At 65.6% G+C, this 24,212-nt stretch carries 23 protein-coding genes, 2 tRNA genes and 3 rRNA genes; 14 read left to right on the top strand and 14 right to left on the bottom strand.

The window, feature by feature from the left end; genetic code table 11:
* The first annotated feature begins 6 nt into the window (after positions 1-6).
* Both EVJ50_RS12700 and EVJ50_RS12695 read left to right on the top strand, forming a co-directional pair.
* Positions 7-714 carry a TrkA family potassium uptake protein gene (locus tag EVJ50_RS12700; protein ID WP_150884381.1) on the top strand — a complete coding sequence of 236 codons (708 nt, stop codon included), beginning with the start codon at positions 7-9 and terminating at the stop codon, positions 712-714.
* Positions 711-1,907 carry an anhydro-N-acetylmuramic acid kinase gene (locus EVJ50_RS12695; protein ID WP_225322938.1) on the top strand — a complete coding sequence of 399 codons (1,197 nt, stop codon included), beginning with the start codon at positions 711-713 and terminating at the stop codon, positions 1,905-1,907. The genes EVJ50_RS12700 and EVJ50_RS12695 overlap by 4 nt, the downstream gene beginning before the upstream one ends.
* Here EVJ50_RS12695 and EVJ50_RS12690 read toward each other — a convergent pair.
* Complete coding sequence (locus tag EVJ50_RS12690) at positions 1,889-2,152, bottom strand: hypothetical protein (RefSeq protein ID WP_150884379.1); 264 nt, start codon at positions 2,150-2,152, stop codon at positions 1,889-1,891. The genes EVJ50_RS12695 and EVJ50_RS12690 overlap by 19 nt on opposite strands.
* A 156-nt stretch (positions 2,153-2,308) precedes the next feature.
* On the opposite strand from EVJ50_RS12690, the gene EVJ50_RS12685 reads away from it, so the two are divergent.
* The gene (locus EVJ50_RS12685; RefSeq protein ID WP_150884378.1) at positions 2,309-2,596 is read left to right on the top strand and encodes a hypothetical protein; all 288 of its coding nucleotides are present in this window, start codon (positions 2,309-2,311) and stop codon (positions 2,594-2,596) included.
* Between the two features lie 97 nt (positions 2,597-2,693).
* Positions 2,694-2,954, top strand: a complete 261-nt coding sequence (locus tag EVJ50_RS12680; protein WP_150884377.1) for a hypothetical protein — start codon at positions 2,694-2,696, stop codon at positions 2,952-2,954.
* Here EVJ50_RS12680 and EVJ50_RS12675 read toward each other — a convergent pair.
* A complete protein-coding gene (locus tag EVJ50_RS12675) occupies positions 2,929-3,120 on the bottom strand; it encodes a hypothetical protein (protein WP_150884376.1) in 192 nt (63 codons plus the stop codon). The two genes, EVJ50_RS12680 and EVJ50_RS12675, sit on opposite strands and share 26 nt — an antisense overlap.
* Positions 3,121-3,333: 213 nt before the next feature.
* Here EVJ50_RS12675 and EVJ50_RS12670 point away from each other — a divergent pair, with 213 nt between their 5' ends.
* The 3 genes from EVJ50_RS12670 (at position 3,334) to EVJ50_RS12660 (ending at position 5,812) form a co-directional block, all read left to right on the top strand.
* Positions 3,334-5,058 (top strand): ABC-F family ATP-binding cassette domain-containing protein, encoded by a 1,725-nt coding sequence (locus tag EVJ50_RS12670; protein ID WP_150884375.1) that lies wholly within the window; start codon positions 3,334-3,336, stop codon positions 5,056-5,058.
* Positions 5,059-5,181: 123 nt separating this feature from the next.
* Positions 5,182-5,403, top strand: coding sequence for a hypothetical protein (locus EVJ50_RS12665; protein WP_150884374.1), 222 nt, complete (start codon positions 5,182-5,184; stop codon positions 5,401-5,403).
* A gap of 169 nt (positions 5,404-5,572) precedes the next feature.
* Entirely contained in the window at positions 5,573-5,812 is a 240-nt protein-coding gene (locus tag EVJ50_RS12660; protein ID WP_150884373.1) for a hypothetical protein, read from the top strand.
* On the opposite strand, the gene EVJ50_RS12655 is transcribed toward EVJ50_RS12660, so the two are convergent.
* Entirely contained in the window at positions 5,797-6,975 is a 1,179-nt protein-coding gene (locus EVJ50_RS12655) for a trypsin-like peptidase domain-containing protein (protein ID WP_150884372.1), read from the bottom strand. The genes EVJ50_RS12660 and EVJ50_RS12655 overlap by 16 nt on opposite strands.
* A 296-nt stretch (positions 6,976-7,271) precedes the next feature.
* Here EVJ50_RS12655 and EVJ50_RS12650 point away from each other — a divergent pair, with 296 nt between their 5' ends.
* The 3 genes from EVJ50_RS12650 (at position 7,272) to hrpB (ending at position 10,778) form a co-directional block, all read left to right on the top strand.
* The gene (locus EVJ50_RS12650; RefSeq protein ID WP_150884371.1) at positions 7,272-7,571 is read left to right on the top strand and encodes a DUF2973 domain-containing protein; all 300 of its coding nucleotides are present in this window, start codon (positions 7,272-7,274) and stop codon (positions 7,569-7,571) included.
* A 64-nt stretch (positions 7,572-7,635) separates the two neighbouring features.
* Entirely contained in the window at positions 7,636-8,019 is a 384-nt protein-coding gene (locus tag EVJ50_RS12645) for a hypothetical protein (RefSeq protein WP_150884370.1), read from the top strand.
* A gap of 275 nt (positions 8,020-8,294) precedes the next feature.
* On the top strand, positions 8,295-10,778 hold the full coding sequence (gene hrpB / locus EVJ50_RS12640; protein ID WP_255452561.1) for an ATP-dependent helicase HrpB: 2,484 nt from the start codon (positions 8,295-8,297) through the stop codon (positions 10,776-10,778).
* Here the strand turns inward: hrpB and EVJ50_RS12635 are convergent.
* Positions 10,732-11,538 (bottom strand): HAD family hydrolase, encoded by an 807-nt coding sequence (locus tag EVJ50_RS12635; protein ID WP_150884368.1) that lies wholly within the window; start codon positions 11,536-11,538, stop codon positions 10,732-10,734. The two genes, hrpB and EVJ50_RS12635, sit on opposite strands and share 47 nt — an antisense overlap.
* Before the next feature lie 93 nt (positions 11,539-11,631).
* Here EVJ50_RS12635 and EVJ50_RS12630 point away from each other — a divergent pair, with 93 nt between their 5' ends.
* The 4 genes from EVJ50_RS12630 (at position 11,632) to EVJ50_RS12615 (ending at position 13,857) form a co-directional block, all read left to right on the top strand.
* Positions 11,632-11,862: a hypothetical protein gene (locus EVJ50_RS12630; protein WP_150884367.1), complete on the top strand. Its 231-nt coding sequence runs from the start codon at positions 11,632-11,634 to the stop codon at positions 11,860-11,862.
* Positions 11,852-13,021 (top strand): exodeoxyribonuclease VII large subunit, encoded by a 1,170-nt coding sequence (gene xseA / locus EVJ50_RS12625; protein WP_150884366.1) that lies wholly within the window; start codon positions 11,852-11,854, stop codon positions 13,019-13,021. The genes EVJ50_RS12630 and xseA overlap by 11 nt, the downstream gene beginning before the upstream one ends.
* Before the next feature lie 83 nt (positions 13,022-13,104).
* On the top strand, positions 13,105-13,422 hold the full coding sequence (gene xseB, locus EVJ50_RS12620) for an exodeoxyribonuclease VII small subunit (RefSeq protein ID WP_150884365.1): 318 nt from the start codon (positions 13,105-13,107) through the stop codon (positions 13,420-13,422).
* Positions 13,423-13,437: 15 nt separating this feature from the next.
* Positions 13,438-13,857 carry a DUF2834 domain-containing protein gene (locus tag EVJ50_RS12615; protein ID WP_150884364.1) on the top strand — a complete coding sequence of 140 codons (420 nt, stop codon included), beginning with the start codon at positions 13,438-13,440 and terminating at the stop codon, positions 13,855-13,857.
* Positions 13,858-13,901: 44 nt separating this feature from the next.
* Here EVJ50_RS12615 and EVJ50_RS12610 read toward each other — a convergent pair whose 3' ends face one another.
* The 10 genes from EVJ50_RS12610 to EVJ50_RS12565 form a co-directional block, all read right to left on the bottom strand.
* A complete protein-coding gene (locus EVJ50_RS12610; protein WP_150884363.1) occupies positions 13,902-14,249 on the bottom strand; it encodes a hypothetical protein in 348 nt (115 codons plus the stop codon).
* A gap of 74 nt (positions 14,250-14,323) precedes the next feature.
* Positions 14,324-14,524 carry a glypican gene (locus EVJ50_RS14725; protein ID WP_191964778.1) on the bottom strand — a complete coding sequence of 67 codons (201 nt, stop codon included), beginning with the start codon at positions 14,522-14,524 and terminating at the stop codon, positions 14,324-14,326.
* 134 nt (positions 14,525-14,658) lie between these two features.
* Positions 14,659-15,570 (bottom strand): YihY/virulence factor BrkB family protein, encoded by a 912-nt coding sequence (locus EVJ50_RS12600; RefSeq protein ID WP_150884362.1) that lies wholly within the window; start codon positions 15,568-15,570, stop codon positions 14,659-14,661.
* Positions 15,571-15,904: 334 nt separating this feature from the next.
* A 5S ribosomal RNA gene (rrf, locus tag EVJ50_RS12595) occupies positions 15,905-16,021 on the bottom strand.
* Between the two features lie 170 nt (positions 16,022-16,191).
* A 23S ribosomal RNA gene (locus tag EVJ50_RS12590) occupies positions 16,192-19,062 on the bottom strand.
* Positions 19,063-19,401: 339 nt separating this feature from the next.
* Positions 19,402-19,474 (bottom strand) — tRNA-Ala (locus tag EVJ50_RS12585).
* Between the two features lie 9 nt (positions 19,475-19,483).
* Positions 19,484-19,557, bottom strand: a tRNA-Ile gene (locus EVJ50_RS12580).
* Positions 19,558-19,708: 151 nt separating this feature from the next.
* Positions 19,709-21,193: ribosomal RNA gene (locus EVJ50_RS12575) — 16S ribosomal RNA — on the bottom strand.
* Together the 16S, 23S and 5S rRNA genes with 2 tRNA genes alongside form the textbook arrangement of a ribosomal RNA operon.
* An 854-nt stretch (positions 21,194-22,047) precedes the next feature.
* Entirely contained in the window at positions 22,048-22,851 is an 804-nt protein-coding gene (locus EVJ50_RS12570; protein WP_150884361.1) for an inositol monophosphatase family protein, read from the bottom strand.
* Complete coding sequence (locus tag EVJ50_RS12565) at positions 22,848-24,122, bottom strand: BCD family MFS transporter (RefSeq protein ID WP_370455509.1); 1,275 nt, start codon at positions 24,120-24,122, stop codon at positions 22,848-22,850. The genes EVJ50_RS12570 and EVJ50_RS12565 overlap by 4 nt, the downstream gene beginning before the upstream one ends.
* Between the last annotated feature and the right edge of the window lie 90 nt (positions 24,123-24,212).

Here is a 24,212-nt window from a genome sequence, read left to right as displayed (position 1 = left end):
GGCGCCGTGAGCCAGTGGTGGCAATGGCAGCAGCAGGGGTCCCGCCTGGAGCGCAGCTTCGGTGTGGTGGGCGTGGGTCGCTTCGGCACCGCGGTCTGCCGCGAGCTGATCAAGAAGGACAACGTCGAGGTGCTGGCGGTCGACCGCAAGGAACGGGCGATCGAGGAGCTGCGTCAGATCGATCCCTCGATCGAGGCCCGCGTGGTCGACTGCACCGAGGAGGACTCCCTGCGGGCGGCCGGCATCCTCGAGATGGCCACGGTGGTGGTGGCCATCAGTGAGCCGATCGAGGCCAGCATCACCGCCACCCTGATCGCCAAGGACGCCGAGGACAGCCGCGTGGAGCGGGTGATCGCCCGGGCCACCAGCGACCTGCACGAAAAGATGCTCAAGCGGGTCGGCGCCGACAAGGTGATCTTCCCCTCACGCATGCAGGGTGAGCGCCTGGGCAGTGAACTGGTGCGCCCCAACCTGCTCGAGCGCCTGCAGCTGGATGCCCACAACTGCATTGAGGAGATCACCGTGCCGAACCGGTTCGTCGGCAGCTCCCTGCGTGAGCTCAACCTGCGCAAGGACAAGCGGGTGAGCGTGCTGGCCGCCGGGCCCGCCCGTGCCCTCGTGGTGAACCCTCCGGCCACCTACCGCCTCGAGGAGGGGCACGTGCTGGTGGTCATGGGCCTGGCGGAGGACCTGCGCGAGCTCACCACCCAATGAATCGCCCGGTGCTGGGCCTCATGAGCGGCACCAGTGCCGACGGGGTGGATGCGGTGCTCGCGGTCTTCCGCGGTGCTCCCTCGCGGCCGCGCTGGCAACTGCTGCACCGGGCCGAGCTGCCCTATCCCCGGGCCCTGCGCAGCGCCCTGATCGAGCTGGGCCAGGGGGCAGCCATGCGGGCCGAGCGGATTCTGGAGCTGGCCGACGCCCTCACCCGCGTCCAGGCGGAGGCGGCCCGCCGCTGTGATCCCGGGGGTCAGGCCGTGCTGGTGGGCTGCCATGGACAGACCATCTGGCACCGCCCGCCCCTGGGAGAGCGGGGAGGTCTGAGCTGGCAGCTGCTGCAGGCACCCCTGCTGGCCCATCTGCTGGAGCGGCCGGTGGTGCATGACTTCCGGGCGGCGGATCTGGCGCTGGGCGGCCAGGGGGCACCCCTGGTGCCCGCCACGGACCTGGCCCTGCTGGGCCGCATCGGCGGCTGGAGGGCGCTGCTGAACCTGGGCGGGATCGCCAATCTGACCGTCCTGCCGCCCCGCAGCGGACCGGAGCGCCGGGCCGCACTGACGGGCTGGGATTGCGGGCCGGGCAACACCCTGCTGGATCTGGCGGTGAACCGCTTCAGCGACGGGCGGCTGAGCTGCGACGAGAACGGGGCCTGGGCCGCGCGGGGGACGCCCTGTGAGCCCCTGATCCGCCGCTGGCTGCAGGAGCCCTACTTCGCCTCGGAGCCACCCAAGTCGACGGGGCGTGAGCTCTTCGGCAGCGCCGACCTGGAGCGACGGCTGAGGGATCTGCGGGAGGCGGCGGATGCGGGGGTGGACCAGGGGCGATGGGAAGCGGATGCCCTGGCCACGCTCACGGCCTTCACGGCGGCGGCGGTCGCCGCCGATCTGGAACGGGGCACCCGGCCCGTGGAGCTGGTCGTGGCCGGCGGAGGCGGCCGCAACGCGACCCTGATGACCCAGCTGCGCCGTCGCTGTCTGGGCATGCGGCTGCGCACCAGCTCGGAGCTCGGACTGGACCCTCAGGCGCGGGAGGCCCTGGCCATGGCGTTGCTGGCCTGGTGGCATCAGCGGCGTCATCCCGGCTCGGTGATCTCGGTCACCGGTGCCAGCCGGCCCAGTGTGCTGGGAACCCGGGTGGAGCCTCCCGGTGCGGGCTGCCGCGGAGCGGTTCAGGGCCGCGGCCGCTGAAGCCGCAGCCGCCTCGGGGCGCCACGGAGCCGGCCGGTGGGCTGGCGCTCCAGCGTGCTGCGCACGGACTCGGGATCCCGCCGCTGCTCCAGGCCCTGCTTGATCAGCACCATCGCCATGTTGCTGACGGTGCGCGACTCGGCAGCCGCCAGCTCGGCCAGCCCCCGGCAGAGGGCTTCGGGCAGCACCACCTGAATTCTCGGGGACTTGGGCCGGCCGCTGCTTGAGGTCTGACGGGTGGGCACAGCGACGGATCGCCCCGGGTCACACCGAATATAGACAGATCGTTCCGGATAGTATCCAGCACTATGGTTGATGGATGGGTCCACTCGGTTCGCACCCGGCCGGACCCGACGCGAGACCGTCAGAGATCTCGCGAACTCCCGTCGCCCGCTGAAGCCATGCCGCGCGCCTCGCGATCGCCCTCCCGCCGTCCCGGCCCCCGCAGTGCCGCCGTCCATCGGGGCGAGAGCAGCGATGTGCAGGTCTCGGCGGTCATCAGCACCTACCTGCTCACCCACCTGCACCACGTGCTGCAGCGGGCGGAATACGGCGCCGCCAAAGACGGGCGGACCTCCCTCGCCGCCAACTACGCCCAGCTGCGGAAGGTGCTCTGCATGGAGGCCCGCAGCCTTGAGGGACCGGCCGCGACGGGGGCCGGCGACCACGACCCCCCCTGCGCGGCCTGAGCGGCGGCCGACTGCGCAGCCCGGGCGTCCCGGGACCCGGCCGGCGGCATAAGGTCAGATCCGGCACTCCTGCCCGGTTCGTCGTCCCCAGCCCACCATGTCCTCCAGCGCCAGCCCCGACGCCAGCGGCGGCACGAATGCCTCCCGCCTCTATGAGCGGATCAGCGCCGATGCCCCGCTGACCCAGGAACTGTTCCGCCGAGCGCTGCAGGATCCCAAGGGAGCCATGGACCAGATCTGCGCAATCGGCGATGAGCTGGGCCTGCCGGTGACCGCCGAGGAGGTGCGCCTCCACATCGACAGCCTGGAGGACATGGACACCAAGCGCTGGATCAACAAGGCGCGCGGCGGTCTGTAGAGCCATCCGCCGCAGTCATCGGGCCGATGGCCGCCCTGTCGCGCCGGTCGCGGGCCGGAGGGGGGGTTCCCTCCACTCCGGCCCAGCTGAAGAACAGCCAGTAGCTCACGATGGCCAGGCCTGCGGCCACCACCAGCGCGGCGACCTGCTCAAGACGACGAACCATGGACTGCCCTGGCTGAACCGCCAGTCTGGTGGGTGGGAGCGCCGCGAAACGTTACATTTGCCAGTGGACCCTTCCCGGTCTCACCGATCTTTCTTTCCGGGCGTCCGTCTCCTCTCACGTGTGGTCGGCGTTCCAGGTCCCGGCCCGTGAGGCCAGCGCGGCCTCAAGGCCCAGCGCTGGAGCTCCGCCCACGCCCGACCGTCTCCAACCGCCGTGCTCCGACTCGACCGTGTGTCCAAGGTCTACCCGACCGGCGAGGTGCTCAGGGATGTGAGCTGGGAACTCCTGCCGGGCGATCGGATCGGTCTGGTGGGGGTGAACGGGGCGGGCAAATCCACCCAGCTGCGTCTGATCTGCGGGGAGGAGGAGCCCAGCTCGGGCTCCATCGTGCGCCAGGGCGACCCGGCCATCGCCTACCTGCGCCAGGAATGCGATGTGGACCCCTCCCGCACGGTGCGGGAGGAGCTCTTCCAGGCCTTCGGGGAAGCCGCGGCGGTGCTGGCCCAGCAGCGGGAGCTGGAGATCGCCATGGGGAGCGAGCGGGCCAGCGAGGACCCGGACCATCTCGATGCGCTCATCCACCAGCTCGGACAGCTGCACAACCGCTTCGAAGCGCTGCACGGCTACGAACTCGATTCACGGATCGAACGCCTGCTTCCGGACATCGGGTTCAGCCTCGAGGAGGCCGACCGTGCGGTGGGCGACTATTCCGGTGGCTGGCAGATGCGTCTCGCCCTGGGCAAGATCCTGCTCCAGGAACCGGATGTGCTGCTGCTGGACGAGCCGACCAACCATCTCGACATGGCCACGATCGAGTGGCTTGAGGGCTATCTGAAGGGGCTCACGATTCCGATGGTGGTGATCAGCCACGACCGCACGTTTCTCGATCGCATCTGCACCAAGATCGTGGAGACCGAGCGCGGGCAGGCCCGCACCTATCTGGGCAACTACTCGCAGCACCTGGAGCAGAAGGCGCTGGAGCGTTCCGCCACGGCTGCGGCCTTCGAACGTCAGCAGAAGGAGCTCAGCGCCCAGCAGGCCTACATCGATCGCTTCCGCGCCAGCGCCACCCGCAGCACCCAGGCCAAGAGCCGGGAGAAGCAGCTGCAGCGGGTCGAGCGGATCGAGGCTCCGCTGGAGTCAGCCAGCGGGCCACGCTTCCGCTTTCCCCCCGCACCCCGCTCCGGCCGACAGGTGGCCCTGATCGAGGACCTGAGCCACAGCTACGGCGATCGCATCCTGTTTCTGGGCGCCAGCCTGGAGATCGAGCGCGGCGATCGCATCGCCTTCCTCGGGCCCAATGGCGCGGGCAAGTCGACCCTGCTGCGCCTGCTCCTCGGCATGGAGCAACCCGATGACGGGGTGGCCCGGCTCGGGGACCACAACGTGCTGCCGGGGTACTTCCAGCAGAACCAGGCGGAGGCCCTCGATCTGGAGCGAGCGGTGATCGACACCCTCTTCGAGGTGGTGCCCGACTGGACCCAGACCCAGGTGCGCTCCCTGCTCGGCCAGTTCTGCTTCAGCAACGATGCGGTCTTCAAACAGGTGGGGCAGCTGAGCGGAGGTGAGAAGGCCCGCCTCGCCCTGGCCTGCATGCTGCTGCGCCCCTGCAACCTGCTGGTGCTCGATGAACCCACCAACCATCTCGACATCCCTGCCAAGCAGACCCTGGAGGCGGCCCTGAAGGAGTACGACGGGGCCGCTCTGCTCATCTCGCACGACCGCTACTTCCTGGCGGAGGTGGCCAACAAGATCGTCGAGTTGCGCGATGGCGAGCTGCGGCTCTACCGCGGCGACTACTCGTATTACCTGGAGCGGCGCGCCGAGGAGGAGGAGCAGCGTCGCGAGGCCGAACTGGAGCGCCTCCGGCAGGACAAGCGCCAGGCGAAACGACGCAAGGAGACGGAGCGCCGCCAGCGCAGAGCGAAGGCCGCCTGATCGGCACGCCCCCGGGCCCGCCGACACGGAACTTCACCAGTCCTTAGGCAGGACCACTCATTCCAGTGGTGTCAAGCGTTTGATCTCCATAAGCTGACACCACCAGCTCCCGAGGCCAGCGCCATGAGTCCCTCCCTCGCCCACCACCCCGCATCCGGCCACACCGCGCAGACCGGAAGCCCTGGTGAGAGCACGGCTGTCTCCGGTGCCGCCGAGTGGATGGAGACCAGCCATGAGCAGAGCTGGGATTCGGTGGAGAGCTACTTCGAGTGCATCACGACCTGCTCCCTCGATGACGGCGAGTGCATCACCCGCTGCGTGGAGGAACTGCGGGAACAGCACTGAGGTCCGGGCAGCGAGTCGCGGCGGAAGGGCTGGACAGCCGGCCGTGACGGCGATCTACGGACAGTGGGGCGGCACTGTCCGCCATTGCTGACGCATATACCTTTTGTGCCTTCCGCTACGTGACGTCCCGAAACATTCCGTAGCTTTTGGCCAGTTCGCGCCAATCACGATGTCGTCGGATGCCATCGCCCTCACGCTGGGCCAGAAATTCGAGGTGGAGCGGATGACCCGCGCCATCGACGCGACACTGGATGCCAACCGCCTGCAGGAGATCGCCAAGCAACTGCTGATGGCCTGGCAGACCCAGAAGGCCGCCACCCAGTGGGTGGTGCAGCAGCAGCTGGGCTCGGGCCCCGCGATGAGCGGCGAGGCCATCAGCAAGCTGGGTGACCCTCAGGGCCTGGCCTGACGAGCCTGACGGCGCACAGCGCCGAGGTCCCTCGGGGTGACGGCCACCTCGAGGGAGCGTCCGGAGCGGATCAGGCGGAGGGTGATCGGTGTGCCGACCCCATGGTCTTCGATCCGGCTCACCAGTGCGCCGGGGTCCGCCACAGCAACGCCACCGGCGGCCACCACCACATCACCCGGCTGAATCCCGGCACCGGCGGCGGGGCTGCCGGGCAGCACCTGGGCCACCAGGGCCCCGGAGGTGGTGCCGTTCTCTTCGCCGGCCCGCGTGAGGCTGATGCCGATCACCGGATGCACCACCCGGCCCCGGTCGATCAGCTGGGAGGCGATGGATCGGGCCCTGTTGATCGGAATCGCGAAGCCCAGCCCGGCGCCCGGTCCTGAACGCACAAGGGTGTTGATGCCCACCACGGCGCCGTCGGCATTGAGGAGAGGGCCTCCCGAGTTGCCGGGGTTGATGGCGGCATCGGTCTGGATCAGATCGAGCCGCTTGTCCGAGATCCCCAGCTGGGACACGTTGCGGTTGAGGTTGCTGACGATTCCGAGCGTCACCGTGTTCTCCAGGCCGAAGGGGTTCCCCACGGCGATCGCCCAGTCACCGACGCGGAGGCGATCGGAATCACCCAGCGGAGCCAGTGGCAGCCCATCACTCGCCTGGATCCGCACCACCGCAAGATCCGTGAGGCTGTCGAGCCCGACCACGTCGCCCTGCAGGCGGCGACCATCCCGAAGCCCGACGGTGACCTGATCGCTCTTCTCCACCACATGGGCATTGGTGAGCACGAAGCCCTGATCGCCCTTCACCTCGACGATCACGCCACTGCCCTGGCCCCGCTCGGTGCGGCGGCGCGATGGTGAGCCCGACTGGGGCAGCCCGAAGAACTGCCGGAAGAACGGGTCACGCATCAGCCCCGGGGGGAGGCCACCGCCGCGGACATTGACCGTGCGCTCGGTGTCGATGGTGACCACCGCCGGGCCGGACCGGGCCACGGCCTCGGCCACGAAGCTCTGACGGGAGAGGAGGGCACCGGCCGCACCGCTGCCGCTGGAGGAGGGGCGGGCCCGCACCAGGGCCGGCAGCGAGGAGCCGATGGGGATCAGGGCCAGCGCCGCCAGAACGGCGGCCAGGCGGGCGGATCGTGGAGCGGACGAGGAGATGACCATCACTGACGGAGCGGAACGGGGCTGGAGGGGATGGAGCTGGGCAGTGCCAGGAAGCTACGCAGATGGAAGGCTGCGGGCGAGTGCGGCGATGCCGCCAGATGCGCACGGATGTGTCCCGTCGCCAAGCCAGACACACTCGCTATGGTTTGAAAAGTTTTATTGCAGGCAATGGACACCTCTGCTCTCCTGATCGCCTTCCTCGCCTTCGGCGCCGCCTGCAGCAGCATCTGGGCCTACCGGCTCTCCACCTCTGCTCAGCAGGGGCGATGATGGGCTAGGCCCGAGCCGCAGCTGAGATGGTCCTGCTCGCCACGCGTTTGTTTCCGCTCCTCTACGGCCTCTGCTTCGCCTTCCTGCTCTGGCAGGCCTTCCGGGTCATGGCCCGAGGATTCCGGGCCGCCTCGCAGGAGAATTCGCGTCAACGTCCGGATGCCATGTCGATCGAGGCGCGGGGCGACCGCACCGGACAGGTGACCGTTCACCCGGAACTGCTCGACTCGGAGGGGCGCCTGACCAAGGAGGATCTGCTCACCGTGCGCTTCGGCGGTGACGAGGGGAGCGAAGCACGGCCCGAGCCCCCGGAGACCGCATCCTGAGCGAACGGCGGGGGCTGCGCCATACCGTGGTTCCAGTCACACGAACCGGCCCAGGATGGAGGTCATGGATCCACGCACCCGCATCGTCGCCGCCGTCCTCAAGGCCACCAAGCTGCCTCCCCGTTTCCGTCTGCGTCTGGTGAAGGAGGACCCGGTCCGACTCGAACTCAGCATCACCCCCTCCTACGGCAAGCAGCCCATCCTGGTCGGCCTGGTGGAGTCACAGGACCTGGTGGCACGTCGGGACCGCGAGGGACGCATCCCCAGGGACCTGCAGGGGACATGGGACTGGACCGTGCGGCACGGCAAGGTGAGCACCGGCGGCTGGAACCCCTACCTGAAGGAGGCTCTTCAGACCATGTTCGAGACCGGGCTGCCGGCGATCGTCTACGAGGAGACGACCGGCGAGCTGTATCACCCTGTGGACGGCGTTCGTCATGTCCGCTGAGGCCGGTCCGGGCGGACCGATGACGTCCAACGTCCTGTGGGCGGGTGCCCACAGGAGATGCGAAGAGGTGCGAAGCACAACAGTTCTGACGGGACGCTGCCGCTAGAACGAGAACACCGACCTCTTCAGGTTTTCTTTATGTTTGCCCCGTCCGGGGCCTTCGGCCCTCTGGTACAGATGCTGCTGGGCCTGGGTCTGCTGAGTTCGCTTCTGCTGGTCACCTGTCTGAACTTCCTCGCCTGAGCCTGCCGATCGATCCGCTCCTGCCACGGATCGTGAACAACCTCGGGCCCGGAGCCGTGATGCTCCTGGAAGCCCCGCCCGGCGCCGGAAAAACCACGAGGGTGCCGCCCGCGCTGCTGGAGTCCATGGGCAGACGGGATGGCTCGGTGCTGATGATCGAGCCGCGCCGCATCGCCGCCCGTTCCGCCGCCGCCCGGATGGCCGGCGAACGGCAGGAGAGCGTGGGCGGCACCATCGGCTACAGCATCCGCCACGAGCGCCGCATCAGCAGCGACACCCGCATCGAAGTGGTGACCGACGGGGTGTTCCTGCGGCGGCTCCAGAACGACCCGGCCCTTGAGGGTGTGGGCTGCGTGATCGTCGATGAAGTGCACGAGCGCCGCCGCGACAGCGATCTCGCCCTGGCCCTGCTGCAGGAGGCGCGCCGGGAGCTGAGGCCGGACCTCCGCCTGATGCTGATGTCGGCGACGCTGGACCAGGAAAGCCTCAGCGAGGTCCTGCCGGAAGCCACCGTCCTGCGCAGCCCGGGTCGCTGCCATCCGGTCGAGACCATCCATCAGCCGCCGCGGCGGGACGAGTCCATCGAGCGTCAGGTGCTGCGGGCTCTGGACAGCGAGCGCGACACCATGGGAGCCGGCGGCACGGCGCTGGTCTTTCTTCCCGGTCTGGGTGAGATCCGGCGGGTGCAGCGGTGGCTGGAGAGCAGTGCCGGCATGGAGGGCTGGGAGGTGGTCCCCCTGCATGGCCAGCTGAGCCTGGAGGCCCAGCGGCGCGCCCTCGCACCGGCGAAGCGGGACTGTGAGGGAAAAGTGGTGCTGGCCAGCGCGATCGCCGAGAGCTCACTCACGATCGAGAACGTCAGGCTGGTGATCGACAGCGGCCTGGCCCGGCGGCAGCGCCACGACAGGGCCACCGGCATGGATGGCCTGTTCACCGAGCCCTGCAGCCTGGCCAGCGCCGACCAGAGGCGCGGTCGGGCGGGCCGGCAGGGGCCGGGGCGATGCGTTCGGCTGTGGTCGGCCGCTGATCACGGGCGACGTCAGGCCCATGCCCCACCCGAGCTGCTGGAGGCCGACCCCCTCCCGCTCGCCCTGAATCTGGCCGAATGGGGGGCCGGTCTCGGCGAGACCCTCCGCTGGCTCACCCCGCCCCCCCGGCAGGCACTCGAGGAAGCCAGTCGGCTGCTGGAGGCGCTCGACGCTCTCGATGGCGAGGGCCGGATCACAGCCCATGGACGCAGCATGGCGCGCCTGGGCCTTCACCCCCGGCTGGCCCACATGCTGCTCAGCGTCCGCAGGCCGGAGGACACCCCGAAAGCCTGCGCGATCGCCGCCCTGCTCAGCGAACGCGACCCGTTGTCCCACGCGGAGGCCGGCTCGGATCTCGACGCGCGGCTCCAGTGGCTGGCGGCATCGGCGCGGGATCTTAGAGCCCAGTCCATCCGGCGCCTGGCCGGGCAGCTTCGCCGGCAGCTCGCAGTGCTCAGCCGGGGTGAGCACACCAGCCCGGGACTCGGGCTCCCCCCGGATCCTGCCACCGGCGAGCTGGTGGCCCTCGCCTATCCGGAACGGGTGGCTCTGCGGCGTGAGGGACATCCGCCGCGCTTCCTGATGCGGCAGGGGCGCGGCGCCCGGCTGACGCCGCAGGATCCGCTCGCCTCCTGCGAGGCCCTGGCCATCGCCGCAGCCGATCTGGGCCAGGCGGAGGCCCGCGTTCTCCTGGCGGCGCCGCTGAGCCGCCGTGACCTCCAGGCCATCGGCGAACGCGAGGGCCAGCTGGAGCAGACCGTGCATTGGGACGCAGCGCTCGGGCGGGTGCGGGCGGAACAGCAGCGCCATCTGGGGGCCATCCCACTGGACAGCCAACCCTGGCCGGACCCACCGGCCGAGCGGGTGGCGACCGCACTGCTCGAGGCGATCCGCGCCAGCGGGATGACCCTGCTGCCATGGGATCGATCCACCCGGGCGCTGCAGGCCAGGCTCGGGTTCCTGCACCGCCGCCTCGGGTCGCCTTGGCCGGATCGGAGCGACCCAGCCCTGCTGGCAGATCTGGAGCTGTGGCTGCTGCCGATGCTGCACGGGCTGCGGAGGCCGGCGGACCTGGAGGCCCAGATGCTGCGCGAGGCGCTCTGGAGCGGACTGCCCTGGAGCCTGCGGGAGCAGCTCGACCAGCTGGCTCCGGCGCGGTTGCGGCTGCCGGGCGGGCGCGAACACCGCCTCGAGTACGCCAGCGGCGAACCCGTGCTGGCGGTGAAGCTGCAGGATCTGTTCGGCTGGCAGGACGGCCCCAGGGTGCTGGGCGGCCGGGAGAGCGTGACCCTGCATCTGCTCTCACCGGCCGGCCGCCCCCTGCAGATCACGCGGGATCTCAGGGGGTTCTGGCTGGGGAGCTACCGGCAGGTGCGGCAGGAGATGCGGGGGCGCTACCCCCGGCACCAGTGGCCCGAGCACCCGCTGGAGGCGGAAGCGGTCAGCCGAACAGGGGGCCGAACCCGAAATGGTGCAGGCCCTCGATGATGCCGGCGCAGCCCTCACCCGCCGCCACGTAGACGTTCTTCCGGCCCTGCAGTCGCTCCAGCAGCGCCGCCTCGGCGTTGCCGACGGCCACGCCACGCAGGCCCGTGCGGAACATCGAGTAATCGTTGAGCGTGTCGCCGGCTGTCACCACCCGCTCATGCGGATGACCGAGCCGCTCGAGCAGATCGAGCAGGGTGCTGCCCTTGTTCACCCCGGCGGGCAGCACATCCAGGTAGCGGTTGTCGGAGAGGAGGCAGTCGGCCCCCGCCGCCTCGATCGCCTCGACCAGAGAGGCCTCCACCTGTTCGGGGTCGTAGTAGTAGGCCAGACGCCGGGTGGTCTCCAGCGGCTGCGACGTGATGCCCGGCCGCCCGTTCAGCACGGGTGCCAGCCGTTCGGCCACGCCGTCCCAGGCCGCCTCGATGCGCGCCAGGGCGGCGGGCAGGGGCCTGAGGCTTTCGCCGCAGGCCACGGTGCAGCCCACGTCGCAGATCACGAGATGGGGCGCACGCAGGCCGATGGCTGCGTCCTGCTCCAGCTGGCGGGCGACGGAGTCGAGGCTCCGTCCCGTGCAGAAGACATGCAGCACCCGATCCCGCCGGTCGTTCAGCCAGGCGTAGAACCGGCGGCGAACCTCGAGGGTGCCGGCCAGCAGCGTCCCGTCGAGATCTGTGACCAGGATCAGGTCCGGATCGTCAGGCAGCTCGGCCCTCACCTCGAGCCTCAGGCCGGAAGCCGGCGATGGGGGTGCCTCGGTCATCGGGATCTCGGCCGCGGGATTGCACCGCGACACGGCTGCGGGGCGCCCACTCTGTCGCAGCTCCGCGATCAGCAGCCGTGCAGAGTGGGCCCCATGCCAGAACCCCCCGCTGCGGAATCCGTTCACCGGCCGGCCCGGGGTCCACGGAAACCGGCGCTGTTCCCCTCCAACCGCAGGGATGGCGCACGCCTGCTGAGCACGGCGGTGATCGTTCTGGTGTCCGCGCTGGTGCGCTGCGACACCCTGGCCGGCAGGATCCTGGCGATGCTCAGCGCACCGATCGCCCTCTACTGGTGGATCTGCTACCGGCGCCTTGACCACTGACTCCCCTCCCGGCCGCCGCCGCAGCGAAGCGGGCATCCAGCGCTATTCCGTCTCGGAGCTGAACCGGGCCATCGGCGCGCTGCTGGAGCGCGGGTTCACGCCCCGCTTTCTCCTGGACGCCACGGTGACGCGTCCACAGCTCAAGAAGGGCCACCTCTGGATGACCCTCGGTGACGGGGACTCGAGCATCGGCGCTGTGGCCTGGGCCTCCAGGCTGGCGCGGCTGACCTACCGCCCCGCGGATGGGGATGGCGTCACAGTGGTCGGCAGCCTCAATTTCTGGGCGGCGCGCGCCAGCCTGACGGTCCAGATTCTCGACATCCGCCCGAGCCTGACGACGGTGCTGCGGCGCTTCGAGCGGGTCCGCGCCCTGCTGGAACCGGAGGGCCTCTTTGCGGCAGAACGCAAGCGACCGCTGCCCCCTTATCCACGGACGGTGGCCGTCCTCACCAGCGCACCGAGCTCCGCCCTGGCGGACATGGAGCGCACGGCGGCGGAACGCTGGCCGCTCGCCCGCCTGCTGGTGGTGGCCATTCCCGTTCAGGGAGAAGGTGAGCGGCAGATCTGCGATCGCCTCGAATGGCTCAGCGCCCGCGCGGAGGATCTGGAGCTCGAGGCCCTGATCCTGGCCCGCGGGGGCGGCAACCGGGAGGACCTGGCCCTGTTCGATGGCGAGCGCCTGGCCCGCTGCCTGGCCCGCGTCCCCGTGCCCGTGGTGACGGGCATCGGCCATGAAGACGACACCACCATCTGTGATCTGGTCGCCGATCACCGGGCCGCCACACCCACCGGCGCGGTGGTGGCGCTGCTGCCGGACAGGGCGGCGGAAGCTCTGCATCTCAGCCAGTGCCGCGAGCGACTGCAGCAGCGGGTGCGCTGGCGGCTCCAGATGGAACGGCAGCAGCTGACGGCCCAGCGGAGCCACCTCGTACGACTCGATCCGGGCATTCTGCTGGCCCGCGAGCGGGAGCGGCTGAGGCAGCAGCGGCAGGTGCTTGCCGCACTGTCCCCGACCCGGGTGCTGCGCCGCGGCTTCAGCCTCGTCCGCGACGAGCAGGGTCGGATCGTTCGCTCCGCTCAGGGCCTGAACCCGGGCCAGCTGCTGAGGCTGCAGCTGGCGGATGGCGCCGCGGAGGTCCACGTGGCGCCCGGAAGCTGACGGGCGGGGCGGAGGGAGCGGATCGGTAGGGTCGACACCCTGCCGGCAGGCCGGAATCTGCTCGTTGTACCCCACAGCTCCGCATGGCGCGCAAGAGACCAGCCGAGAAACGGGAGCCGGACCCAGCCACCAGCGCCGAGGGGCTGCGCTACGCCGAGTGCCGCACGGCCCTGGAGCTGACGCTCACGGCCCTGCAGTCCGAGGATCTGGAAGTGGAGGACATGGCTGCTCTCCATCGGCAGGCCACGATCTATGCCGATCACTGCGAGGCGATCCTGCAGTCGGTCGAGCAGGAGATCCTCACCCTCGACGCGGAAGACGCCCAAGACGCCGAAGCTCCGGAGCATCCTGAGGCCCCAGATGACCGGGACGCCGGCAGGGATGCATCCTCGGGGTCCTGAATCAGCACCATGCCCATGACGCCTCCACCCGAATCCGTCAGCGCCGGCACCCCTGAGGGACGGTTCAACGGCAGTGTGTTTCGCCAGATCACCTACCTGGTTCTCTGCGTCGCCGGACTGATCCTGCCCTGGAAAGCCAACCTGGAGTTCATCCAGGAGTACGGAGCGGCCTTCGACATCACCCTGTTCATCAGCCTGGCCAACGTCAACGCAGCGGCGCGATCGCTCAGCAGCGATCTGCTGGTCGGTTCATCAGCGGTGCTGATCTGGATCGTGCACGAGGGCCGGCGACTGAAGATGCGCTCATTGCCGTTGGTGCTGCTGAGCGCCGTGACCATCGCCTTCGCCTTCGCAGCCCCACTGTTTCTGTTCCTGCGGGAGCGACGGCTGCAACAGTTGGCCAGTGGCGAGGAACCAGCGCAACAGGCCACCTGAATCAGGCTGTGCGGCCGCAGCCGTTGGCCCCCTTCAGCGGCCACTCAGCCATCGCTGATGTCCTGCGCGTCGACTTCAACGGTGGCCCTGCTGGCATCCACGGGCACAGGCCCCGGGGTGGTGGCGTTGGAGGCGCCGGCGAGGTTGTGGCCGCAGACCACACACACCGTTGAGCCAAGATTGAGCGCGCCGCAGCTCGGGCACACCGATGTGCGCCTCCGGAACGAGCGCCAGGCGAGCAGACCTCCGATGGCGGCCAGCACCCCCAGAAGCAGCAGAAGGAGGCCGAGAGCCCCGATCAGTTGCCCCACAAAGCGGATGGTCGGCCCCGGCGCCACGACCAGCAGTAGGACCAGTGCGATCCAGGCCCATGGCACTCGCTGCCGTTGCATCTGGGGAGGTCCGGCAGCGGGCCAGGCGGGAAGGCCTCCGGAAGGCCCTTTCGGTCCCGGTGGAGGTCCGATATTCATCGCCGAAAGCGGGGATCCCGCTCAAGCCATCGCTCAAGGGCGGCCAGCCCTTCGATCCCGGCCCAGATGGACACTCCGAGCAGCAGCAGTCCGCCAACCACCAACCCGATCGAGAGGACCATCGGGATCGCGGCCAGCAGAATCAGGGGGATGACCACCACCAGTCCGATGGCCGCCAGGACAAGCACCGGTGCCATCACCGCGGGAGGCGGTCCCGGACGGGCGGGCTGAATGGAACCTCGGGGCAGCACCGGCACGGACATCGTCCCAATCTGAATCCATCCTGCCGCGTCCTTGATGAGGGTGATCACCGGGCTCATTCAGCCTGACTTCAGGGCGCTGGACGCGCATCAACGCCTGGTATCTCAGCAGCGGCCTGGTCAGGTCCGCGAGGCAGGGCCAGCGCCACGCTCAGGCACTGACCGAAATACACCGCCAGCCCCAGGATCCAGACCCAGAGCGTGAGGACCAGCACCCCACCCACAACGCCGTAGGCCTGGAAACGGGTCCCGAGAGAGAGGAGGCTGCGGGTGAGGGCACTGTTGAGGATGCTGATCGAGAGCCCGATGAACAGAGCTCCCGGCACAAGTGGACGCCAGCGCACGGTTCTTGACGGCAGAAGGCGCATCAGGAGAAGCATCAGAAGCGAATAGCCGAGGCCACTGCTGAAGGCCGACACTCCAGGCGCGAGCAGAGCGAGGTCCGCGAGCCATGGCTGGTTGCGCAGGGTCTCCGCCAACCAGCTCGCTCCACTGAAACGCCTGAGATTGGCCAGCAGCTGATCCGCCACCACCAGAACACCGAGCACGGCCACAACGGCAAACGCTTCGAGGCGCGCAGCCAGGAAGGCCCGGATGTGACGCCGTACCGGCAGCTGACGGCTTCGTCGAGGGAGGGCTGAGCTCCAGAGACGGTCAGCACCGCGCTGCAGGCTTAGATAAGCATTGGTGGCTGAGATCGACAGGAAGAACAAGCCAAACAGGCCGGCACCCTTGCCCTGACGGACGAGGTCGCGAAGAGTGCTTTCGACCAGCCCGAGAACGGATGGAGGCAGCACAGATTTCAGAACAGCCAGGATTTCATCCACACGATCCGCTTCCTGGCCAAGCAGCTGCGATGCCATGGCCAGAGCAATCAGCAGGATGGGGAAGAAAGACTGAAGCGTGTGATAAGCGAAGGCCGCACTCAGATCGACACAATCGTGTTCACCCCAGAGCTGTGCAGCCCGGACGATCACACGCACGACTCGCCAGCGCCTGGGCTCCTTGCGGACGAGATCGCTGCCAGACCCGTCTGAATGCGCCCTCACGCGTTAAAAGCACCGAGATTGATGCCATGGACACGAGAGCATCACATCAATGGACACATCAATGGAATGCTAGCCGCCGCTTCGATCCAGATCCAGGACACCCCCGGCCCCCACCGGCGGATCGAACGCCTCGATCAGCTGCTGCTCATGCCATGACCGGTGCGACCCCTCGGGCCAGCACAACGGCAGGCAGGTAGGCAGGCAGGGGCGACCATGAAAAAAGCCGCCTCGAAAGGCGGCTTTCTCATCACTCAAATCAAGAGGTTTAACCTGGCATCGAGCTATTTTCTCAGGGGGCTACCCCCCAACTATCGTCGCCGCTGCTGCGTTTCACAACCGAGTTCGGGATGGATCGGTGTGGGGCCACAGCGCCATGGACACCAGGTAAAAACCAACTTGTCTGAGGATCAGGTCGGAAACCAACAGACGCATCCATTGGCTTCAGAACCCTGAAAGCTGCATAGGTATGAACCAACCGTCTGGGTTCCACCAGAAGGAATGGTTTCTCGCCTGAAAACAAGCTCTCACGTGCTTGCGTCACGTCCCCATTGGGGATTGGTCAAGCCCTCGGTCTATTAGTACTCCTCCGCTTCACTTGTTGCCAAGCTTCCACGTAGAGCCTATCAACGGGTGTTCTTCCCGTGACCTTACTGGCTTATGCCATGAGAACACTCATCTTGAGGTGGGCTTCCCACTTAGATGCTTTCAGCGGTTATCCGCTCCACACATGGCTACCCAGCGTTTACCGTTGGCACGATAACTGGTACACCAGAGGTGTGTTCCTCCCGGTCCTCTCGTACTAGGGAGAAATCCTCTCAATGTTCTTGCGCATGCACCGGATATGGACCGAACTGTCTCACGACGTTCTGAACCCAGCTCGCGTACCGCTTTAATGGGCGAACAGCCCAACCCTTGGGACCGACTTCAGCCCCAGGTTGCGATGAGCCGACATCGAGGTGCCAAACCTCCCCGTCGATGTGAACTCTTGGGGGAGATCAGCCTGTTATCCCTAGAGTAACTTTTATCCGTTGAGCGACGGCCCTTCCACTCAGAACCGTCGGATCACTAAGGCCGACTTTCGTCCCTGTTCGACTTGTAGGTCTCACAGTCAAGCTCCCTTCTGCCTTTGCACTCGTCGGCTGATTTCCAACCAGCCTGAGGGAACCTTTGCGCGCCTCCGTTACCTTTTAGGAGGCGACCGCCCCAGTCAAACTGCCCACCAGATACTGTCCCCTTCCCGGATAACGGGTAAGGGTTAGAACCCTAGCTCTGAAAGAGTGGTATCTCACCAGTGACTCACCATCACCCACAAGCAATGGTTCAACGTCTCCCACCTATCCTGCGCATTCAGAGCCCGGGCACAATACCAAGCTACAGTAAAGCTTCATAGGGTCTTTCTGTCCGGGTGCACGTAGTCCGCATCTTCACAGACAATTCTATTTCGCCGAGCCTCTCTCCGAGACAGCGCCCAAATCGTTACGCCTTTCGTGCGGGTCGGAACTTACCCGACAAGGAATTTCGCTACCTTAGGACCGTTATAGTTACGGCCGCCGTTCACCGGGGCTTCAGTCGCTCGCTTCGCTTACGCTGACAAGCTTCCTTAACCTTCCGGCACTGGGCAGGCGTCAGCCCCCATACATCGTCTTGCGACTTAGCGGAGACCTGTGTTTTTGGTAAACAGTCGCTTGGGCCTCTTCACTGCGACCAGCTCTCGCTGGCACCCCTTCTCCCGAAGTTACGGGGCCATTTTGCCGAGTTCCTTAGAGAGAGTTACCTCGCGCCCCTCGGTATTCTCTACCACCCCACCTGTGTCGGTTTCGGGTACTGGCAGTTATGCCTTAACGGGTATAGGGCTTTTCTTGGAAGCTTGACATCACCAACTTCGCTGCCGTAGCAGCTCGTACTCACGCCTCAGCTCAGAGTGTTTTCTCCACTCCTCAACGCCTCGAACGCTTGAACCAGTAACCAACATCTGGCTTGGCTAGCCTTCTCCGTCCCCCTTCCCAAAACATAACCGGTACAGGAATATTAACCTGTTGTCCATCGACTACGCCTTTCGGCCTCGCCTTAGGTCCAGACTAACCCTCCGCGGACGAGCCTGCCGGAGGAACCCTTAGGGTTTCGGGGCATGGGATTCTCACCCATGTTTTCGCTACTCAAGCCGACATTCTCACTTCCATGCTGTCCACGCCCGCTTACGCTAACGCTTCACCCTACATGGAACGCTCCCCTACCATTCAATGAATCCGCAGCTTCGGTAGAACACTTAGCCCCGTTCATTTTCGGCGCAGGATCGCTCGACCAGTGAGCTATTACGCACTCCTTTGAGGATGGCTGCTTCTAGGCAAACCTCCTGGTTGTCTGTGCAATCCCACCTCCTTTATCACTTAGTGTTCATTTAGGGACCTTAGCTGGCGGTCTGGGCTGTTTCCCTTTCGACCATGGAGCTTATCCCCCACAGTCTGACTGCCTGGCTTCACACAGGGTATTCAGAGTTCGTCTCGATTTGGTACCGCTCTCGCAGCCCGCACCGAAACGGTGGCTTTACCCCCCTGCTGGAGCACCAGACGCTACGCCTCAACGTATTTCGGGGAGAACCAGCTAGCTCCGGGTTCGATTGGCATTTCACCCCTAACCACAGCTCATCCGCTGATTTTTCAACATCAGTCGGTTCGGACCTCCACTTGGTATCACCCAAGCTTCATCCTGGCCATGGTTAGATCACCCGGGTTCGGGTCTATAAACACTGACTAACGCCCTATTCAGACTCGCTTTCGCTTTGGCTCCACCATTTTCGGTTTAACCTGCCAGTGCCTATAAGTCGCCGGCTCATTCTTCAACAGGCACACGGTCACCCGATCAGTCGGGCTCCCATTGCTTGTAAGCTCACGGTTTCATGTTCTATTTCACTCCCCTCCCGGGGTTCTTTTCACCTTTCCCTCGCGGTACTGTTGCGCTATCGGTCACACAGGAGTACTTAGCCTTACGAGGTGGTCCTCGCTGATTCACACGGAATTCCACGTGCTCCGTGCTACTCGGGATCCAGCTAGGCCTGTTCGGTTTTCGCGTACGGGGCTTTCACCCTCTCTGGCGCGCCTTTCAAACGCTTCCACTAACCTCCCAGGTCCATGTCGCTGTCCCACAACCCCAATGCTCGAAAGCATTGGTTTAGGCTCTTCCCCGTTCGCTCGCCGCTACTGAGGGAGTCGTTTTTACTTTCCTTTCCTCCGGCTACTAAGATGTTTCAGTTCGCCGGGTTGGCTCGTTCCACCCTATGGATTCAGATGGTCGTACTAGGGGTTGCCCCATTCGGAAATTCCCGGATCAAAGCGTACTTCCAGCTCCCCGAGACTTATCGCAGGTAATCACGTCCTTCATCGCCTCTGTGTGCCTAGGTATCCACCGTGAGCCCTTTGTAGCTTGACCATTCCGCTCCATCATCTCTGATGAAGCTCATGGAGACTCAACTCAAGAATTTGATGCTCCGTTCTCAACTTTAGAAACTTTGATCAGCGAATTGCTTCGCTGATCGCTATCCCCCAAGCCGTCAACAGAACACCTTCCATGAGATGCTTGTTTCCAGACTCACCTATGCAGTTGTCAAGGTTCCGCTGAACTAAACTCTGATCGCTTGCGCAACCAGGCAGAGTCCAGCATTCTTCCAACCCTCTCAGGCATGGAACAATGCTGAATTCCTTCTCAGCTGTCCACCTGTCTCGTCACCCTACGTTTCCTCCACACTCACGCGCGGCGGTCAAGCGTCAGTGGAGGTTAGCGGACTCGAACCGCTGACATCCTGCTTGCAAAGCAGGCGCTCTACCAACTGAGCTAAACCCCCAATCACGAATGGGCCATCCTGGACTTGAACCAGGGACCTCACCCTTATCAGGGGTGCGCTCTAACCACCTGAGCTAATGGCCCAGGAGGACCCGTTGCGGGGTGACCTAGACGAAGTTCAGGAACTGATCATGACTCACTCATGCAAGTCATGCTGAGGTACCGATCGACCTAAGGTGACACGATCATGGTCAGTACAAAAACGACTGACATCACGATCTTGTTTGTCTCCCTGTTAGGAGGTGATCCAGCCGCACCTTCCGGTACGGCTACCTTGTTACGACTTCACCCCAGTCATCAGCCCCACCTTCGGCGTCCTCCTCCACAAGGGTTGGAGTAACGACTTCGGGCGTGGCCAACTTCCATGGTGTGACGGGCGGTGTGTACAAGGCCCGGGAACGTATTCACCGCAGTATGCTGACCTGCGATTACTAGCGATTCCTCCTTCACGTAGGCGAGTTGCAGCCTACGATCTGAACTGAGCCACGGTTTATGGGATTTGCTGACTCTCGCGAGTTCGCTGCCCTTTGTCCGTAGCATTGTAGTACGTGTGTAGCCCAGGACGTAAGGGGCATGATGACTTGACGTCATCCACACCTTCCTCCGGTTTATCACCGGCGGTCTCTCTAGAGTGCCCAACTGAATGCTGGCAACTAAAGACGTGGGTTGCGCTCGTTGCGGGACTTAACCCAACATCTCACGACACGAGCTGACGACAGCCATGCACCACCTGTCACTGCGTTCCCGAAGGCACCCTCCGGTTTCCCAGAGGTTCGCAGGATGTCAAGCCCTGGTAAGGTTCTTCGCGTTGCATCGAATTAAACCACATACTCCACCGCTTGTGCGGGCCCCCGTCAATTCCTTTGAGTTTCACACTTGCGTGCGTACTCCCCAGGCGGAACACTTAACGCGTTGGCTACGACACCGAGGGGGTCGATTCCCCCGACACCTAGTGTTCATCGTTTACGGCCAGGACTACAGGGGTATCTAATCCCTTTCGCTCCCCTGGCTTTCGTCCATGAGCGTCAGTTATGGCCCAGCAGAGCGCTTTCGCCACTGGTGTTCTTCCCGATATCTACGCATTTCACCGCTACACCGGGAATTCCCTCTGCCCCTACCACACTCAAGCCCAACAGTTTCCACTGCCATGATGGAGTTAAGCTCCACGTTTTAACAGCAGACTTGAAAGGCCGCCTGCGGACGCTTTACGCCCAATAATTCCGGATAACGCTTGCCACTCCCGTATTACCGCGGCTGCTGGCACGGAATTAGCCGTGGCTTATTCCTCAAGTACCGTCAGATCTTCTTCCTTGAGAAAAGAGGTTTACAGCCCAGAGGCCTTCTTCCCTCACGCGGCGTTGCTCCGTCAGGCTTTCGCCCATTGCGGAAAATTCCCCACTGCTGCCTCCCGTAGGAGTCTGGGCCGTGTCTCAGTCCCAGTGTGGCTGATCATCCTCTCAGACCAGCTACTGATCGATGCCTTGGTGCGCTCTTACCACACCAACTAGCTAATCAGACGCGGGCTCATCCTCAGGCGAAATTCATTTCACCTCGCGGCATATGGGGTATTAGCAGTCGTTTCCAACTGTTATCCCCCTCCTGAGGGCAGATTCCCACGCGTTACTCACCCGTCCGCCACTAACCCGAAGGTTCGTTCGACTTGCATGTGTTAAGCACGCCGCCAGCGTTCATCCTGAGCCAGGATCAAACTCTCCGTTGTAAACTCACATCCCTGCACCAAATTCAACCAATCACTCACTCAGCCTTTCGGCTCAATCAGTGCTCGATCAACCTCGGCTCGATGTGGCCGGCCTTCCACCCATCACGGCTGCTCCAAAAAGCAACATGATAGTTGTCGCCTAAACTCTCCATCATTATTCTCATAACAATGGCTACAACAGCATTCCAACCAGTTCAACTCTCGCTCAACTGATCATGCTTGACCCGGATCTCAGATCCGGTTTGATACCTCCGCCTCGCACCATTATCTCGCTACCGACTGATCGTGAGAACCAGCTCAGCAGCAGGTGCAACGCGGCAATATCGCGTTTCTTTCTTGACGGGACCTCACACCTCCACCGCATTCTCATCACAGCTCCCTCACCACACAGGTCAGAGGCCATGACGCGGTAGAAGCGTCAGTTCCTAAACTTCTTGGTTGTCCAGGTGCGCCACGCTCGCCTGCTCTCCAGGCTCCCGTGGCTCGGACCGGTCATCCCGGTCGCTTGTAGAACCTACAACACCGTCGCGCTCGCTCTCGCTCGCTTGTCCGGCTCGCAGGCCCAGGAGCACAACCGAACCGCCCTCACAGGCCATTCCATCGGCTCCCGTCTCCCAGAACCGCTCGCAACGCTCCTCCGCCTCTCAGCGGTCACCGTCACTCACAATCCAGAGAGCTGCTCTCAAGCTCAGAACCTCGCGGCTCCTCGCTCTCGCGCAGACCCAAGAACATAACACCATCACCCCCGCTACCGCAACAACACACACCCCCACATGCCCCGGGACAAGTCAGATGGCAGCAATACCTCCGGCTGGAAGGCTGGCCTGGGTAGCAGCCCTGGGACCGGGACGGGGTCAGCCGCTCAGGGCGTTCGCCCAGGGAAGGAAGCGCTGCTCGACCTCTGCGGTCCTGGAGACCAGCACGGGGTAATCGCCGGCCCCGACGTCCTCTCCCTGCCGCTCCTGTCCCGGGACCCGTGAGAGCCATCGCACCTGGCATCCCACCTCCAGCAGCACCAGCCAGGCCGCAGCGATGTCCCACAGCCTTGGCGACGCCTCGAGAGCCGCGACCGTCTGGCCCATGGCCACGCTCACCATGTTGAGGCTGGCCACTCCAAGGAGCCGGATCTTGCCGGGGAAGCGCCGCTCCGGAAGCGCCTGCAGCACCCGGATGGAACGGCTGCAGAGCGACGCGCAGGCGGTGCCGGAGGGCGTCAGGCCCGGTCTGGGGATGGGTTTGCCGTTCCGCCAGGCGCCCTCACCACGGATCGCCACGATCCGCTGGCGCAGGGGCGGGATGTCGAGCACGGCCTCAACCGGCACGCCATCGCAGAAGCGGGCGAGGGAGATCGCCCAGTAGGGAATGCCCGCGGCGAAGTTGGTGGTCCCATCCAACGGGTCCACAACCCAGTAGCAGTCACTGCCGGGGATGGTGTGCTCACCCTCCTCACTGAGCACCCCCTCGCCGGGATGCAGGCGCCGCAATCCCTCCACCAGGGTCTGATCACTCCAGCGATCGCAGGCCGTGATCAAGGTCCCATCCGGCTTGACCTCCGAGACCAGGTGGCCGAAGTCCTGGCGCTGACGATCACCGACCCGGTCGAGCAGGGCGTGCAGAGGGTCCGACGGTCCGCTGCGGGTTGGTGAGACGGTGGTCATCCCAGCTCGTGGCTCAGCACTGTGCCAAGGCTGGCAGATGCGTCCGAGCGGAACCGGGACAGGCTGAGCCGGGCCAGAACCGCCAGAGCCAGACAGCCCATCAGAGCAGCGAGCCCGAGCACGAAGCCGTAGGCCACCACAGGCGCGGCACCGGGAAACAGCGCCCGTCCCACATCCAGCATCGAACCTCCGGCCAGCTTCGCCCCGGCCCGGGCGTAGGCCTGGCCGAGCCCCCAGACGCCGACGAAGGTGCCGGCCGCAGCCGGCAGGGTGAAATCGAGCATCAGGGTGAGGGCACTGCTGGTGGCCACACCCACCGCCAGACCGAAGCTCACGATCGAGGCGTAGAGCAGGGGCACCTGAACGAAGAGCCCGGCCGCGATCAGGAGCACCAGGCTGGCGACGATCGCGCGACAGCCCAGGCGCGCCGCAGCGAACTTGCCGAGCCAGGGGATGAGCCAGAACCCGCTCAGAAGAAGACCGGCCAGGGTCGCCAGGCCCCAGTAGGCATTGAGGCTGGCCGTGGCCGGGATGGACAGGCCGAAGACCTCGGCGCCGAAGCTCTCGAGGATGGGGTCCTGCAGGAACACCGCCAGGGTGAACAGCACCAGGAAGGCAAAGAAGGTGAGCACCTGGGCACTGGAGCGGATCAGCCTCCAGGCGGCAGGCAGGGTCATGGAATCCTCCCGGTCCTGCGAGCGGCTCAGCTGCGAGCGGCTGGGCTCCATGCCCCAGGTGGCCAGCAGCGTGAGCAGGACCACGCCCACGGCGACACGCTGCATGAAGCGGCTGAGCACCGGTTCCAGCAGTGCGGGGTCGCTGACCCCGACCAGAGACCTCAGGGTGAGGTTGATCGTGATGGCGCCGACGACGATCCCAACGGTGAGCATCGACCAGATCAGTCCGACGGCACGGGACCGTTCCCGTTCTCCGGTGCGGTCGATCACGAGCGCCAGATAGGGGGTGGAGGCCATCGAGATGGCCAGGCCGTAGAGGGCGAACAGGGAGCAGAGGGCGGTCACGGCCACAACCCTGGTGGCGAAGGGGCCGCCCTGAAGAGTGCTGTGGACCCGGAACGTGAGGGGAACCACGAGCGAGGTGAGCAGGGCGAAGGCCGCGGTTCCGATCCAGATGTAGGGGAGCCTGTGCAGGCCGGCGAGGGGCCGGCTGTCCGACAGACGTCCGAACAGGATCCGGCTGGCGGCGACCAGCTGCTCAAAGGCCAGGGCACCGCCGACCAGCCAGCCGGGGAACGAGAGCTCCGTCAGCATGACCCGGTTGAGCATGCCGGCGTAGACGACCGCCAGAAAACCCAGGCAGCCCTGGAACAGGCCCAGACGGAGGACCGCGACGGTCCCCAG

The sequence above is a fragment of the Synechococcus sp. RSCCF101 genome (assembly GCF_008807075.1).
GTDB lineage: Bacteria > Cyanobacteriota > Cyanobacteriia > PCC-6307 > Cyanobiaceae > RSCCF101.
The sequence above is the reverse complement of the archived record's forward strand: the minus strand, read 5'-3'. Positions and strand labels throughout refer to the sequence as shown.

Bases quoted from the DNA above. Each gene is read 5' to 3' on its own strand.
- EVJ50_RS12650 (WP_150884371.1), top strand. From the start codon at position 7,272: ATGGTCCTGCTCGCCACGCGTTTGTTTCCGCTCCTCTACGGCCTCTGC.
- EVJ50_RS14725 (WP_191964778.1), bottom strand. From the start codon at position 14,524: ATGGCACCGGTGCTTGTCCTGGCGGCCATCGGACTGGTGGTGGTCATC.
- EVJ50_RS12630 (WP_150884367.1), top strand. From the start codon at position 11,632: ATGCCAGAACCCCCCGCTGCGGAATCCGTTCACCGGCCGGCCCGGGGT.
- EVJ50_RS12680 (WP_150884377.1), top strand. From the start codon at position 2,694: ATGTCCTCCAGCGCCAGCCCCGACGCCAGCGGCGGCACGAATGCCTCC.
- EVJ50_RS12655 (WP_150884372.1), bottom strand. From the start codon at position 6,975: ATGGTCATCTCCTCGTCCGCTCCACGATCCGCCCGCCTGGCCGCCGTT.
- EVJ50_RS12665 (WP_150884374.1), top strand. From the start codon at position 5,182: ATGAGTCCCTCCCTCGCCCACCACCCCGCATCCGGCCACACCGCGCAG.
- EVJ50_RS12685 (WP_150884378.1), top strand. From the start codon at position 2,309: ATGCCGCGCGCCTCGCGATCGCCCTCCCGCCGTCCCGGCCCCCGCAGT.
- EVJ50_RS12695 (WP_225322938.1), top strand. From the start codon at position 711: ATGAATCGCCCGGTGCTGGGCCTCATGAGCGGCACCAGTGCCGACGGG.
- EVJ50_RS12660 (WP_150884373.1), top strand. From the start codon at position 5,573: ATGTCGTCGGATGCCATCGCCCTCACGCTGGGCCAGAAATTCGAGGTG.
- EVJ50_RS12635 (WP_150884368.1), bottom strand. From the start codon at position 11,538: ATGACCGAGGCACCCCCATCGCCGGCTTCCGGCCTGAGGCTCGAGGTG.
- xseB (WP_150884365.1), top strand. From the start codon at position 13,105: ATGGCGCGCAAGAGACCAGCCGAGAAACGGGAGCCGGACCCAGCCACC.
- EVJ50_RS12610 (WP_150884363.1), bottom strand. From the start codon at position 14,249: ATGCAACGGCAGCGAGTGCCATGGGCCTGGATCGCACTGGTCCTACTG.
- EVJ50_RS12570 (WP_150884361.1), bottom strand. From the start codon at position 22,851: ATGACCACCGTCTCACCAACCCGCAGCGGACCGTCGGACCCTCTGCAC.
- EVJ50_RS12565 (WP_370455509.1), bottom strand. From the start codon at position 24,122: ATGCTGACGGAGCTCTCGTTCCCCGGCTGGCTGGTCGGCGGTGCCCTG.
- EVJ50_RS12675 (WP_150884376.1), bottom strand. From the start codon at position 3,120: ATGGTTCGTCGTCTTGAGCAGGTCGCCGCGCTGGTGGTGGCCGCAGGC.
- EVJ50_RS12645 (WP_150884370.1), top strand. From the start codon at position 7,636: ATGGATCCACGCACCCGCATCGTCGCCGCCGTCCTCAAGGCCACCAAG.
- EVJ50_RS12615 (WP_150884364.1), top strand. From the start codon at position 13,438: ATGACGCCTCCACCCGAATCCGTCAGCGCCGGCACCCCTGAGGGACGG.